This is a genomic window from Lentibacillus salicampi, from assembly GCF_004565465.1.
GTDB lineage: Bacteria > Bacillota > Bacilli > Bacillales > Amphibacillaceae > Lentibacillus > Lentibacillus salicampi.
The window spans coordinates 37025-50093 of record NZ_SRHY01000023.1 but is presented as its reverse complement, the minus strand read 5'-3'; the positions used below and the strand labels follow the sequence as shown (position 1 = coordinate 50093).

Sequence of the window (13069 nt, the reverse complement as noted above, 5' to 3'; positions counted from 1 at the left end):
TGTCCTTAGTACGAGAGGACCGGGATGGACACACCGCTGGTGTACCAGTTGTTCCGCCAGGAGCACGGCTGGGTAGCTACGTGTGGTCAGGATAAGTGCTGAAAGCATCTAAGCATGAAGCCCCCCTTAAGATGAAACTTCCCATCACTTAAAGTGAGTAAGATCCCTCAGAGACGATGAGGTGGATAGGTCCGAGGTGGAAGCGTGGTGACACGTGAAGCTGACGGATACTAATCGATCGAGGACTTAACTAACCCTTAGCCGTTGAATGGCTCTCTTATTTAGTTTTTAGGGTACAAATGATGAAAAATCCCTTGCATTTTTCATCAAAAATGCCTATAATAATGCTTGTCCATAAAAAAAATATGTTCTGTAGATAACGCAGAACAACACAGGTCTGGTAGCAATAGCGGAGAGGACACACCTGTTCCCATGCCGAACACAGCAGTTAAGCTCTCCAGCGCCGATGGTAGTTGGGGTTTTACCCCTGCAAGAGTAGGACGCCGCCAGGCATTTTCCTGTACTTTTTTATTTTTATTTTAATACTTCGGAAGCCTTTTACATTATTCCACAGTAGCTCAGTGGTAGAGCAATCGGCTGTTAACCGATCGGTCGCAGGTTCGAATCCTGCCTGTGGAGCCATTTTATGCTTCCGTAGCTCAGTTGGTAGAGCACCACCATGGTAAGGTGGGGGTCGCCGGTTCGAGTCCGGCCGGAAGCTCTCGATAAACGCCCAATCCCTAAGGGACAGGCGTTTTTTTGTTTTGACCTAATGGTTGACCAAATTCAAAATACAAAAGATATCAACGTCACTAACTAATTAATGGATGTATATGATGGTAAAGCCATCAACCTCTTAAGGGGTCACGCCCAAATTTGTAATTTTATATATAAAAGAGAAGGCGGCGGCATTTTAATGGCCAACTTTTATTTTGTCTTAACCGGCGGGCGGTGACAATAACTCGGATGTTTGGTTGTGCTGTCGCTACTAGCACGTCCTATGCGTCGTAAGCGCCCACTTTAAAATTTTGAAGTGGACTCTCTGGCTACCCTTGCTGTGTTATATTTTAGGCAACGAGAGCAATTACCGTTATCTTCTACAGGCGGCTAAGTAGGCCATCCATTTTAAAAGCCACCAGTCACTATTCAATCAATAGGTAGCATTTAACGTTTAATTTAAATAAGCCTGCTTTTCCCCCTGCAAATGACTTTCTTATGTTCGATTCCAAAAGCGCTGCTGCGCGATGGCGGCGACAAAATCCTCCCCGAAGTCAGTGTTGTTTGCAGCAAACACGACACCAGCTAAGTTATTCTTCTTGGACATTGGAATACAGGACTGGCCAGTTGTCGCCACACCGATTGGTTTGTAGTGTTTATAGGCCATATTGACAAACTCCATAACATCTTGCATAAATTTAGCTTCATTGTCAGCCTTTCCACCTACAACATAGAGCGAGTCATACAGCACCGGATAGGTTGCGGTAAATGTGTCAGTCACTTCAATCGTTGTACCATCCGAACCGGTTACCATTCCAAACCTTTCGCTGATGATATCCATAAATACACCACAATGCTGAAGGAAATCCAGCGTGCTTCTTACTTCTTCACCATGAAATCCATTGGCAATTAATACGCCTACTTTTTGTGTGTACGCATAATGCGGGGTATTGGCCTCGCTAAGGGCTGGAGAACTTGCCGAAACAGGCACGTTAGATCCTTTTGGTGGGTTAACATTAATATGTTCTGCTATAGCTGTTGCCATCCCTTTATCGACATTGGCGAACATATCAACAACTTGTTGCCTGACCGATTTACTTTGGACATAGCTAAGGTGAAAGTTGAATGTTTCCACCGTGTGCTGTTTCTCAACAGGTGATAGGCTGTTCCAATAAAGTCTTGGCTGTGAAAAGAAATCATAGAACGATTCACCTGGACGTTCTCTTGTCTTGTGTCCGTCAACCTTTTCTGGATAATGCGCATACCCGCCTTCATCAGGAGGGGTCTCTGCCGGTGTATTGCCAGCTAACGAGTTTTCATGATAATTTACTGAATCAACATCGATTCGATGGCGCGCAACGCCTTGCCGCTGGTTCGTATTCTTTTCAACAATCGGCTGGTTGACCGGTATATTATTGATATTTGCCGTACCCAGCCGGTGGTAATCCGTATCCCTGTAGGCAAACGATCTGCCTTGAAGGACGGGGTCATCGGTGAAGTCAATTCCTGGTACAACCGTTGCCGGGTCAAAGGAAGACTGTTCTTCTTCCGCAAAATGATTATCCACTAGCCGATTTAACGTCATTTTACCGATGTAGTCAACGGGGATAACTTCTTCCGGCCAGAGTTTTGTATCATCCAGGATGTCAAAATCATAATTATACTGATCCTCTTCATCAATCAGTTGCACACCTAATTCATATTCTGGATAGGCACCGCACTCAATAGCCTCATGTAAATCCCGCCGGTGGAAGTCCGGATCAACGCCACCGATAATATTCGCTTCATCCAGCAGCAATGAATGGACACCAAGCACAGGCTCCCATTTAAATCTGACAAAGGTCGATTTCCCCTGTTCGTTAATAAACCGGAACGTATTGACTGGCCATCCTCCCATCATCCGCCAACTCCTTGGGCGGCCCCGAGCGGACATCAGCCACATAATAAAATGCGCAATCTCCTGATTATTAGCGACATAATCCCAGGTATTGTCGTGGGCAATAGTCGCTTGCGGAACTCCAGTTCTTGGGTTCGGTTTAACCGCGTGTGTAAAATCGGCAAATTTCATGGCATCCATAATAGCAAAGATAGCGAATGAGAGTGCCAAATTATCATAATTTCCCTCTTGTGTGTAAAACTTGGTTGCAAACCCACGTATATCGATGGCCGTGTCCTTGGAACCTTTACTTCCTATAAAATTGGAAAATCGGACAAATACAGGTGTTTTGCTCCCGGGCTCCTGCAGGAAATGAGCTTTGGTGACATGTTTCATCGATTTATATAATTCAAATTCTCCATAAGCCCCATCACCTCTTGCATGAACGACTTTTTCCGGAATGCGTTCCCGGCTGAAATGTGACTGTTTCCTATAAAAGTGAAAGTCCTGAAACAGGGTTGGCCCCCGTTTTCCTGCTCTTAGGGACCACCGATCATTGGAAATTTTAAAGCCGGCATCGTCCGTTAATTTCTTACCCGGCCCAGTATTTTGGGCATAGTATTGTTCAAGCAGTTCTTCTTTGCTGTCCTCGTGACCCTTTTTATAACCATGACCTCTTGACTTATTATCGCTTTCATGTTCGTCCATGGTACCACCTATCCTTTTCGTTAAATCATTTTCTTGAACTCCAATTCCATATCTATTCATTTTATGGAATAATATGTGTGGCTTTTGCGAAGCGATACGAAATGGTTGCATCACGTTGCCGTTAGCAGGAATAATTCCTGCACATGTGAATGTATACAGGTCCTCTGACATACATATCATAAAGTGGAATTTAAAATCAGTTAAGGATAGGTGATGAAATGGATCATTCATCTTCAGAAAACAAAAGAGGTGTTGGCGGATACAGCGAAAACATCAAACAGGAGCAATTGGATCAGTATCGTGTACAAAATGCAGGGAAGCCAATGACGACACAGGAAGGGAAAAAAAGATCACAGGACCAGGATCAATTAAAAGCTGGTGTGCGCGGTCCAGCATTACGGGAAGACTATGAGTTCTTTGAAAAAATGTCACACTTTGGCCATGAAGAGATACCGGAAAGAGTCGTTCATGCAAGAGGTTACAGTGCACATGGCGAGTTTGAATGCTATCAGTCGATGAAACATGTGACAAAAGCGGGATTTTTACAGGAACCGGGAAAAAAGACGCCGTTAACGATCCGGTTTTCCACTGTTCAGGGGTCCAGAGGGTCCTATGATACGGCAAGGGATCTACGTTGTCAGGGGGTGAAATTGTATACAGAAGAAGGCAATTTGGACCTGACAACGATTGCTATGCCTGTATTAATTAACCAGGATGCAATGAAGTTTCCGGATGCAATGCATGCGTACCAATCCAAACAGGACGATGACATACCAACCGCAAGCGGTGCACACGACCTTTTCTGGGACTATGTCGCCAATAACCCGGAAGCGCTTCATATGGTGGAATGGATCATGTCTGACCGGGGTATTCTGAGAAGTTACCGCATGATGGAATCGTGGTCCATTAATACGTACTTATTCGTTAACGAACAAGGAAAGGCAACCTTTGTGAGGTATGTTTGGAAGCCTGTCCTTGGTGTCCATTCCCTGCTCCAGGATGAGGCGCTGAAAATCGGCGGACTTGATCCGGACTTCCACCGACGGGATCTCAGACAGGCAATCGATCATGGGGCTTATCCTGAATATGAATTAGGCGTCCAATTGATTCCGATGGAGGATGAATTCAAATACGACTTTGATGTTCTTGATCCTGCAAAATTCTGGCCGGAAGAGCTCATCCCTGTTCAGCCTATCGGTAAAATGACCTTAAATCGGAATATTGCTAATTACCATACGGAGTCTGAACAAGTCGCATTTAACCCTGCCAATGTCGTTCCGGGTATTGATTTTTCCAATGATCCTGTCCTGCAGGGAAGGCTAATGGCCTATCGGGATACACAACAGCATCGACTTGGCAGCTCCAATTACACTAACTTGCCAATCAATCAGCCTCTCTGCCCGGCTCACCACAATATGCGACGGGGCTATATGAGGGACCGAATCGATGTTGATCAGGTAAACTATCATAAAAATTCACTCGCGAACAACACACCATACACAGTACCCCCGGAAGAAGGCGGCTATGAACATTATCCGGAGAAAGTGGAAGGCTACAAAATCAGGGCCCGTAGTGAATCATTCAAGGATTACTTTTCACAGCCGAGAATATTCTGGAATAGTCTGACACCTGTTGAAAAAGAGCATACGATTGAAGGGTTCAGCTACCAGCTTGGAAAAGTCGAAAGTGAATCTGTCCGCCAGCAAAATGTCAATCAGCTGGCCAATGTCGATCAGGAACTGGCTTGCATCATTGCCGATAATATTGGTGTTGAGCGCCCGAGCGGAACTCAAGTACCTGTTACTAAAAGTTACCCTTCTCTAAGTCAGGCCACTACACCAAAATACGCCTATACACAAAAAGTTGGGGTTTTAATCGGTAATGGATTTAATGATCAAGAGGTAACCGGTGTGCTTAACTATCTCAAGCAATGCGGAGTGTTTATAAAGATTGTCGCTGAAACACTCGGTACGGTCACAGGTGCTAACGGTACAAAGCTCAAAGTTGATGCGACATTTATGACAACAAGTCCTTACCTGGTTGATTCCCTTTATGTTGTAGGCGGCAAAGCTCGCAATGAAGCTAAATTTACGCAAGACCTTATGGAGTACGTCAATACGGCCTATAAACACTACAAACCAATCGGTGTGGCATCAAGCGGCGAGTCCTGTATTCCAACGTCCAAGACGAATAATCTAGCTGGAGTCGTGTTTGCTGCGAATAACCCTGACTTCAGGGGAAAATTCGTTGAGGCAATCGCACAGCAGCGTTTTTGGGATCGAACATAGGATGTATAAGAAGATAACAAAAAGGATCCAGGGAAATAAGGACACGATAAAAGTACTTGTTTCCCCGTCTTTTTGTTACACGGGGAGGTATGTCAGTTAGATGAATGATGCTAAATTTATAAAACAAGGCTTATACTTACAGGGATTATCTGTGTATGAGGCTGATATTTCTTATATTCAAAATATACTTTTTACAATTGAACAGGCTCAGAAGTCCCTTAATGCGTTTCCTGATCTAAACCAGGAAGTACCGATTACAGTGACTGATAAGCGGTTGATGCTATGGCAGAATTAGCCTTCCTGACGGCTGCCGAACTTGCCCCTTTAATCGCGACAAAGCAACTATCTCCAGTCGAATTGACAACACATATGCTAAATCGCGTACATACAATCGAACCAACCATCCATTCGTATATTACCCCTCTCCCCGAACTGGCTCTTCAACAAGCACGAGAAGCCGAACACAGTATCATGCACGGCCACTATCAAGGACCGCTTCATGGCATCAACCCCAGCATTCGCCGAGAAGTGGATCGATCAAAATTTAGATGTTATTAGACGGTGTCTGCCCTTCACCGTCCCTGTCAATGTAACAGGGACACCAGGTTTGTCGGTGCCCATGGGGTTAGACTCAAGAGGACTTCCTGCCGGTATGCAATTTATTGGCAAGCATCTCTCAGAAAAACAATTACTTCAGGTTGGCCATGCGTGGGAACGGGAGAACCCATTTCAGTTTCAGGTTCAGAATTGATTCCATGTAAGCCTCTTATAACCCCCATCTTATTGGCAGGATGGGGGATTTCAGAGTGCTTTCTTTGTTTGCTGAGGGAGCGGATCAGCTTTTCATCTGTCAATTTTATATAGTTCTCCCTGTTTCATACCGCTATATGGACAAACATGTTATCCTCAATATAGAATAGGTCACCAGAGAAGGAGGCGTCATGTTGGAAGCTTTCCCGGTTCTGATCGTTCTTGCAGTTGCTGTTACGATTATGGAAGTTTTTGTGGCGGTATACCTGATTAAAAAGCATGATATGAAAATGTGGCAGTCCCTATATACATCACTGCCTGTCGTTGTGATTGTTTGGGTTGTCGCATTTATGTATTCTTAAAATGTCTCACCATCCTGTAAACCAAGTATTGGACCAGGAATACAACAAATGCTAAAACGCATAGATTCACATAATACCAGACACCGCTACCCAGTAAGTCGAGAGGGGTGTTCGCTGTCGGGGTTTGAGACAGATACAAATAGTTGGAACCCAAAAGTGGATTAACAAGAAATCCGATGATAGCGGCATAGATTAATAGATACATGTAAGTTTTTAAAACCGCATGAAATGAAATCGTTACAGGGTGAGAGACCACCAGAAAAATACTGGTCCAGGAAATCGTCATATGGTGAATAAAGAATTTCAAATAGCGGTAATGCGGAAAATCATACGGCAGTTCGGGCGTCACCAAAGCCAACAATGATGGGATCAGTCCTATGAAAAATGTGATCTGAATGAGTTGTTTATGGTGATTAACCAAGGCAATAGCCCCGGTGACGCCTGCTACACCACAAAGGTGAAAAAACATATGCTCACCCATGCTCCAAATACCGTTTAAAGCTGTATACGTCTGGTAACTTATCTCGGATAAAACCAGCAGGCTGAACAGACTCCAGCGAATGATGTTGTAAGCGGAGGCCTTGTTTAGTATTTTTTTGGAAAACAACAATAAGCTAACAGCCCCTAAAAAATAAAAGAACAATACCGTTCCATGGCTTATTCCAAATGCCGCAAAAGGTTCACCATTCTTTTCCAAAAAGATCTCCGCCATCATTTTCCCCCTCGTGACCAGCGTGTTGAATTGAGCTGAGAAACCCCGTTGACAAGGGTTTTATCTAATTATAAGCGGAAAAGTTTATTTTGAAAATGAAAAGTTCAATCTTTCCTCTTTACAAAAGGCAATAATCTTTATATAATAAAATTCGTTGGTTTACGACATGTCATTCGAAGTGTGGTTCACGCCCCTTTACGGCCCGTTGGTCAAGTGGTTAAGACACCGCCCTTTCACGGCGGTAACATGGGTTCGAATCCCGTACGGGTCATCAGTGGAGGATTAGCTCAGCTGGGAGAGCACCTGCCTTACAAGCAGGGGGTCGCAGGTTCGAGCCCTGCATCCTCCATCACTCCATTATGCCGGTCTAGCTCAATTGGCAGAGCAACTGACTTGTAATCAGTAGGTTGGGGGTTCAATTCCTCTGGCCGGCACCATTTATTTTTCATGTATAAAACAAAAGGATGTTAGTTACAATACGTACGGAGGGGTAGCGAAGTGGCTAAACGCGGCGGACTGTAAATCCGCTCCCTCAGGGTTCGGGAGTTCGAATCTCTCCCCCTCCACCATATTTTTATTGTTGGGCTATAGCCAAGCGGTAAGGCATCGGGTTTTGATCCCGTGATTCGCTGGTTCGAATCCAGCTAGCCCAGCCTTTTTTTATTTTGACCTGAAATCTGTGCTGGTAATAAGGTAACGGATTAATAAGAATCATAAAACACGAGCCATTAGCTCAGCTGGCAGAGCATCTGACTTTTAATCAGAGGGTCGGAGGTTCGAATCCTCCATGGCTCATTATAACAATGGAAACTCATAATATGGTTAGTCCCCAAAAAGGTGTTTATTTAAAAATAACATCTTAAAAAGCACAAAGTATTGTGGTTCATTTGATGCTACTAACACTGTATGTGGTATCGAAAATGGCCGAATGACCTTTTTGGGAGTGAACCATAATATGTGCCTATCAAATGGCTGAACATAATTCTCCTGCAGCGTCTAACCCTCCCCGCTGGTTTTAGAATGCAACCGCAGCCTGCAAATGGGGAGTCACATGGAAAAACAAGGTTGTTAAGGTTTAAACAGCCTTGTTTATTTGCATTTTATCCTGTTTTTTTACATAATAGAAACAGTAAATTCATAATTAATGACAATGCTATTCACATATGAAAGATTATAAAAGGATGAGACGGTATGCAGACTTCCAGAATTCCTGGCTTTTATAACATGACAGTTGAAGAACGCAGGCATTTGCTAAGGTCAATGGACATATTGACGGATGAAGAGACTGACTATTTGTTTTCAAAAGAAGCGTTGCCTATTGAGACAGCTGATAATATGATAGAAAACGTCGTTAGTACCTTCCCATTGCCGTTAGGGCTGGGATTGAATTTCTTCATAAACGGGAAAGACTATTGTATTCCGATGGCGATTGAAGAGCCATCTGTCGTGGCTTCTGCCAGTCATATTGCTAAAATAGTCAGGGATGCTGGCGGGTTTACAACCGATGCAACCGACCGTGTCATGACTGGACAAATCCAGGTGGTTGGCTGTGAGGATTTTCATAAGGCAAAAGAGGCTATCTTAAATGAAAAAGATGGATTGATTGAAGCTGCCAATAACGCCTATCCAAGTTTAATGAACAGGGGTGGCGGTGCTGAAGATCTGGAAGTTAGAATATTAAATGAAGAATCAGGGTCAAAATATGGGCAAATGCTCATTGTCCATCTTTACACCAATACGAGTGACGCCATGGGGGCCAACATTATGAATACCATGGCTGAATCATTGGCTCCCGTCATTGAGCACTTGACGGGCGGGAAGGTGTATTTGCGAATTCTGTCTAATTACCCCGAACGGTGTCTCGCGCGTGCACGCTGTGTTATACCACCAAGTTTGTTGCGGGTGGGTGATTTTTCGGGTGAGGAAGTACGTGACGGGGTTATTCACGCCTATGAATTTGCTGCTTCTGATCCGTATCGTGCCGTGACGCATAATAAGGGCATTATGAATGGGATTGATCCGGTCGTGATTGCAACCGGAAATGATTGGCGCGCGGTTGAGGCCGGAGCACATGCACATGCTGCACGTGATGGGATGTATACATCCATGACAGTCTGGTCCAAGGATGAGCATGGAAACCTGGTTGGTGAACTGGAACTGCCGATGTCAGTCGGAACGGTAGGGGGCTCCATCAGGGTTCATCCGATTGCCAAAATGGCCCACAACATGTTAAATGTTGAATCAGCACAGGAACTTGCCCAAGTGATTGTGGCTGTCGGGCTTGCGCAAAATCTTGGTGCATTGAAGGCGCTGGCAACTGACGGAATTCAGAAAGGCCACATGGCGTTACATTCTCGATCTGTTGCAATCGCAGCAGGAGCTACTGGGGAGATGATTGACATGATTTCAGAGCGGTTAATCGAGGAGAAGGAAATTCGTGTTGGAAAAGCTAAAGAATTGGTGGAAGAATATAAAAAATGAGTGTAGAAAAAGCGACAACTTCAGTACAAACAGCTATCGGTGTAGCTCATAGTAAATTGATTTTAATCGGGGAACATGCGGTTGTTCATGGGCAGCCCGCTATATCGCTTCCATTTCCGCTGGTTGGGGTAGAAGCCATCATTGATTACGTTCCCGGTTCGGTGAAGATTGACAGTACATTTTATCACGGGCCGATTGACTCTGCTCCTGATGCATTAAACGGGCTTACCTCTTGTATTAAAGCAACACTGGAGAAGCTGGATATGCCATGTGAAGATTTGCTGATCCGGATTAAATCATCCATACCGCCAGGAAAAGGATTGGGATCCAGTGCATCTGTGGCAATCGCAGTTATCCGGTCCTTGTTTACCTACGCTGAAGAGGATTATACAATGGAACAAATACTGGAACTTGCAGCTATTTCGGAAAGGCACGCACATGGAGAGCCAAGCGGTATTGATACGCTGACCATTTCGTCAGAATGCCCGATTTGGTATAAAAAGGAAGAACCGTTTGATCTGATTGAGCCTCATGGTGACTTTCATTTTATTGTGGCAGATTCCGGCAGAATGGGAGACACCCGCATGGCTGTAGAGTCTGTAAGCAAATTGATCAAATCGGCGCCTAAGCGGATTCAGTCCAAGCTTGAACGTATTGGCGAACTGACACACCGAGCCAGAAATGCACTGGAAACAGCAAGCAAACATCTTCTGGGGCAATTGCTCAATGAAGCGCAGAAAGAACTGGAAGCACTCGGTGTCAGTGATGCCGGATTGAACCGTCTGATTTACTTTGCCCGCCAGGAAGGTGCGCTGGGTGCTAAACTGACAGGTGGCGGTAACGGTGGTTGTGTCATCGCGCTTGCTCAAAATGAGATGCATTCCAAACAGCTGTGCGAAAAGCTGAAAAAAATTGGCGCACATGCTGTCTGGTCATTTTCACTTAAAAAGAAGCCAAATCAGGAATAAGTATTTCAAATGAATGGCAAAATGTCCGCTCCGGTTGGGAAGGTCATTTTGCCTGATTTTCGAATTATGTTCGCGAGGCATGGGAGGGACGTCACATGAAAGCTGCAGCGAAAGCCCATACGAACATTGCCCTTATTAAATATTGGGGAAAGCGGGATGACGCCTTAATTCTTCCAATGAACAACAGTTTATCGCTGACATTGGATGGCTTTTATACGACAACAGCTGTCGAATTTCAAAACAGCCTATCAGCTGACCGTTTTTATTTGAATGGCCGGTTGACAGAAGGTACAGCATATAGCCGGGTCACGGCATTCCTTGACCGTATCCGGGACGTGGCAGGTCAGCCGGATCGTTTTGCCGAGATTCATTCCACTAATCATGTGCCGACCGCCGCCGGATTCGCGTCGTCGGCATCCGGGTTTGCCGCCTTAGCTGCAGCGGCGACTAAAGCAATAGGGTTAGCCCCCAACGAACAGGAACTTTCCATGCTGACAAGACAAGGTTCTGGATCAGCGTGCAGGTCGATTTATGGCGGATTTGTCGAATGGGAAAAGGGAACAGAAGCTGATGGGTCCGACTCGTATGCTGTTCCAGTCGCACCTGCAGACCACTGGAATATCAAGGTGGCTGCCGTCATCTTGTCTTCTGATGAAAAGAAAGTATTGAGCAGAGAAGGTATGAAACGGACGGTCGATACATCTGTTTATTATCCAGCTTGGGTCGCGAGTATCCCTGACGATCTGGCGGCCATAAAAGACGGGATCATGGCGAAGGATTTTGAAAAAGTGGGTGCAATAGCTGAAGCCAATTGTCTCAGAATGCATGCGACAACACTGGCTGCACGTCCCCCTTTCAGCTACTGGCAGAGTACGACGATCTCCATCATGCAAGCTGTTCAGGACTTGCGAGCAGGCGGGGTACCCGCATTTTTTACGATTGATGCTGGTCCAAATGTGAAGGTTCTTTATACGCCTGAATATGAAGAGACAGTCCGGAATACGCTTCGTCATATATCCGGCGTCCATGATGTTACAGTCACGGGTCCCGGATCGGGGGTATCCTACATTTAGGAGTTGAATATGTTGCCTGATACACCTTTAACCGTTAAAGTCCCTGGCAAATTAATGATTGCAGGCGAATTTGCCGTCCTTGAACAATATCAAAAATTAGTCGTGATGGCAGTCGATCGCTTTGTTTATGCAACGCTGAAGGAACATAGTGACAATCGTCTGACGCTGGAGACGTTTGACCTGAATGATATGGCATGGGACTTTGAATCAAACGCTGTCCACATTAAAACAGAAGACACGCGTGTGCAATTTGTAGAAGAAGCGATGACCATCGTCTATACATATTTAAGCGAAAACAATATAGCACCCGCTCCATTTCATCTTTCCATCCGTAGCGAACTGGATGATGTGTCGGGAAGAAAATATGGCCTGGGATCAAGTGCTGCGGTTGTGACGTCAGTGGTTGCGGCGATGTTGCATCAGTTTCTCCCCCAAGCGCCATCTGAAAAACTGATTTTCAAGCTGGCTGCCATTTCGCATGTAAAAACACAAGGAAGCGGCTCCGGGGCTGATGTCGCTGCTTCTTCATATGGCGGGTGGCTGGAATACGCATCACCTCAGGCGGATTGGCTAAAGGATGCTTATTGGCAAAGTACGACTATAACAGAATTGGTCGCTGCTGATTGGCCCTACTTTTCTGTTCAGCCGATCAAACTGCCAAACCAACTGTATATGTGCATTGGATGGACTGGATCTCCTGCATCGACTCACAATCTGGTCCAGGGGATTAAAAAGCTCAACTTGGATCATCCGTCATTATATAAGCAATTTTTGACGAATAGCGCCCAGGCAGTCGAGACCTTTTTGAACGGTATGTATCAGGGGGCCCCTGGATTGGTGATCGAGGGAACAAAAAGAAACCGGAAGGCGTTAGCCACGGTGGGCAGGCAAGCTGGCGTGGAAATAGAAACGCCACAGTTAAAAACACTATGCGATCTTGCAGAAAGTTTTGGTGGTGCCGGGAAGCCATCTGGTGCCGGCGGGGGCGACTGCGGGATTGCTTTTATGCCATCCCGTGAAAAAGCTGAAGAGCTAATGAGTGCATGGGAAGAAGCGGGGGTTCAACCATTGGAGATTGTGGTCTCTCGGGCTGGTGCAGAAATCATATAAAATTAACAGAAATCAAAAATGTAC

The 13069-nt window shown here is 45.3% G+C and carries 12 protein-coding genes, 8 tRNA genes and 2 rRNA genes; 19 read left to right on the top strand and 3 right to left on the bottom strand.

Annotated features, from left to right (window positions below):
- The 4 genes from E4U82_RS12735 to E4U82_RS12720 form a co-directional block, all read left to right on the top strand.
- Positions 1-254 (top strand): 23S ribosomal RNA (locus tag E4U82_RS12735); the annotation flags it as partial.
- Between the two features lie 142 nt (positions 255-396).
- A 5S ribosomal RNA gene (rrf, locus tag E4U82_RS12730) occupies positions 397-512 on the top strand.
- Positions 513-567: 55 nt separating this feature from the next.
- Positions 568-642: transfer RNA gene (locus tag E4U82_RS12725), tRNA-Asn, on the top strand.
- A 6-nt stretch (positions 643-648) separates the two neighbouring features.
- A tRNA-Thr gene (locus E4U82_RS12720) sits at positions 649-721 on the top strand.
- Positions 722-1213: 492 nt separating this feature from the next.
- On the opposite strand, the gene E4U82_RS12715 is transcribed toward E4U82_RS12720, so the two are convergent.
- On the bottom strand, positions 1214-3301 hold the full coding sequence (locus E4U82_RS12715; RefSeq protein ID WP_135110552.1) for a catalase: 2088 nt from the start codon (positions 3299-3301) through the stop codon (positions 1214-1216).
- 218 nt (positions 3302-3519) lie between these two features.
- Here E4U82_RS12715 and E4U82_RS12710 point away from each other — a divergent pair, with 218 nt between their 5' ends.
- The 4 genes from E4U82_RS12710 to E4U82_RS20640 all read left to right on the top strand — a co-directional run bounded on the left by E4U82_RS12710 (position 3520) and on the right by E4U82_RS20640 (position 6340).
- Positions 3520-5589, top strand: a complete 2070-nt coding sequence (locus E4U82_RS12710) for a catalase (RefSeq protein WP_135110551.1) — start codon at positions 3520-3522, stop codon at positions 5587-5589.
- Between the two features lie 100 nt (positions 5590-5689).
- Positions 5690-5884 carry a hypothetical protein gene (locus E4U82_RS12705; RefSeq protein ID WP_135110550.1) on the top strand — a complete coding sequence of 65 codons (195 nt, stop codon included), beginning with the start codon at positions 5690-5692 and terminating at the stop codon, positions 5882-5884.
- Entirely contained in the window at positions 5872-6147 is a 276-nt protein-coding gene (locus E4U82_RS12700) for an amidase family protein (protein WP_135110549.1), read from the top strand. The genes E4U82_RS12705 and E4U82_RS12700 overlap by 13 nt, the downstream gene beginning before the upstream one ends.
- Entirely contained in the window at positions 6089-6340 is a 252-nt protein-coding gene (locus tag E4U82_RS20640; protein ID WP_135110548.1) for an amidase family protein, read from the top strand. Before E4U82_RS12700 ends, E4U82_RS20640 begins: the two co-directional genes overlap by 59 nt.
- Here the strand turns inward: E4U82_RS20640 and E4U82_RS19915 are convergent.
- The gene (locus tag E4U82_RS19915) at positions 6249-6443 is read right to left on the bottom strand and encodes a hypothetical protein (protein WP_167751406.1); all 195 of its coding nucleotides are present in this window, start codon (positions 6441-6443) and stop codon (positions 6249-6251) included. The genes E4U82_RS20640 and E4U82_RS19915 overlap by 92 nt on opposite strands.
- 90 nt (positions 6444-6533) lie before the next feature.
- Here E4U82_RS19915 and E4U82_RS19910 point away from each other — a divergent pair, with 90 nt between their 5' ends.
- Positions 6534-6701: a hypothetical protein gene (locus tag E4U82_RS19910; RefSeq protein ID WP_167751408.1), complete on the top strand. Its 168-nt coding sequence runs from the start codon at positions 6534-6536 to the stop codon at positions 6699-6701.
- Here E4U82_RS19910 and E4U82_RS12690 read toward each other — a convergent pair.
- Positions 6688-7413 (bottom strand): YwaF family protein, encoded by a 726-nt coding sequence (locus E4U82_RS12690; RefSeq protein WP_167751407.1) that lies wholly within the window; start codon positions 7411-7413, stop codon positions 6688-6690. The two genes, E4U82_RS19910 and E4U82_RS12690, sit on opposite strands and share 14 nt — an antisense overlap.
- Positions 7414-7612: 199 nt before the next feature.
- On the opposite strand from E4U82_RS12690, the gene E4U82_RS12685 reads away from it, so the two are divergent.
- The 10 genes from E4U82_RS12685 (at position 7613) to E4U82_RS12640 (ending at position 13045) form a co-directional block, all read left to right on the top strand.
- Positions 7613-7684 (top strand) — tRNA-Glu (locus E4U82_RS12685).
- 5 nt (positions 7685-7689) lie between these two features.
- A tRNA-Val gene (locus E4U82_RS12680) sits at positions 7690-7762 on the top strand.
- 12 nt (positions 7763-7774) lie between these two features.
- Positions 7775-7850: transfer RNA gene (locus tag E4U82_RS12675), tRNA-Thr, on the top strand.
- Positions 7851-7897: 47 nt separating this feature from the next.
- A tRNA-Tyr gene (locus E4U82_RS12670) sits at positions 7898-7982 on the top strand.
- A 12-nt stretch (positions 7983-7994) separates the two neighbouring features.
- A tRNA-Gln gene (locus E4U82_RS12665) sits at positions 7995-8066 on the top strand.
- A 69-nt stretch (positions 8067-8135) separates the two neighbouring features.
- Positions 8136-8208: transfer RNA gene (locus tag E4U82_RS12660), tRNA-Lys, on the top strand.
- Between the two features lie 396 nt (positions 8209-8604).
- Positions 8605-9894, top strand: coding sequence for a hydroxymethylglutaryl-CoA reductase, degradative (locus tag E4U82_RS12655; protein ID WP_135110546.1), 1290 nt, complete (start codon positions 8605-8607; stop codon positions 9892-9894).
- Positions 9891-10862 (top strand): mevalonate kinase, encoded by a 972-nt coding sequence (gene mvk / locus E4U82_RS12650; protein ID WP_135110545.1) that lies wholly within the window; start codon positions 9891-9893, stop codon positions 10860-10862. Before E4U82_RS12655 ends, mvk begins: the two co-directional genes overlap by 4 nt.
- A 95-nt stretch (positions 10863-10957) precedes the next feature.
- Positions 10958-11935: a diphosphomevalonate decarboxylase gene (mvaD, locus tag E4U82_RS12645; RefSeq protein WP_135110544.1), complete on the top strand. Its 978-nt coding sequence runs from the start codon at positions 10958-10960 to the stop codon at positions 11933-11935.
- A gap of 9 nt (positions 11936-11944) precedes the next feature.
- A complete protein-coding gene (locus E4U82_RS12640; protein ID WP_245183578.1) occupies positions 11945-13045 on the top strand; it encodes a phosphomevalonate kinase in 1101 nt (366 codons plus the stop codon).
- Positions 13046-13069: the final 24 nt, after the last annotated feature.

What these genes read in the sequence shown, in the direction of transcription:
- E4U82_RS12640 (WP_245183578.1), top strand. Translation starts at nt 11,945, where the DNA reads ATGTTGCCTGATACACCTTTAACCGTTAAAGTCCCTGGCAAATTAATG.
- E4U82_RS12710 (WP_135110551.1), top strand. Translation starts at nt 3,520, where the DNA reads ATGGATCATTCATCTTCAGAAAACAAAAGAGGTGTTGGCGGATACAGC.
- E4U82_RS12655 (WP_135110546.1), top strand. Translation starts at nt 8,605, where the DNA reads ATGCAGACTTCCAGAATTCCTGGCTTTTATAACATGACAGTTGAAGAA.
- E4U82_RS12715 (WP_135110552.1), bottom strand. Translation starts at nt 3,301, where the DNA reads ATGGACGAACATGAAAGCGATAATAAGTCAAGAGGTCATGGTTATAAA.
- mvaD (WP_135110544.1), top strand. Translation starts at nt 10,958, where the DNA reads ATGAAAGCTGCAGCGAAAGCCCATACGAACATTGCCCTTATTAAATAT.
- E4U82_RS12700 (WP_135110549.1), top strand. Translation starts at nt 5,872, where the DNA reads ATGGCAGAATTAGCCTTCCTGACGGCTGCCGAACTTGCCCCTTTAATC.
- E4U82_RS20640 (WP_135110548.1), top strand. Translation starts at nt 6,089, where the DNA reads ATGGCATCAACCCCAGCATTCGCCGAGAAGTGGATCGATCAAAATTTA.
- mvk (WP_135110545.1), top strand. Translation starts at nt 9,891, where the DNA reads ATGAGTGTAGAAAAAGCGACAACTTCAGTACAAACAGCTATCGGTGTA.
- E4U82_RS12705 (WP_135110550.1), top strand. Translation starts at nt 5,690, where the DNA reads ATGAATGATGCTAAATTTATAAAACAAGGCTTATACTTACAGGGATTA.
- E4U82_RS12690 (WP_167751407.1), bottom strand. Translation starts at nt 7,413, where the DNA reads ATGGCGGAGATCTTTTTGGAAAAGAATGGTGAACCTTTTGCGGCATTT.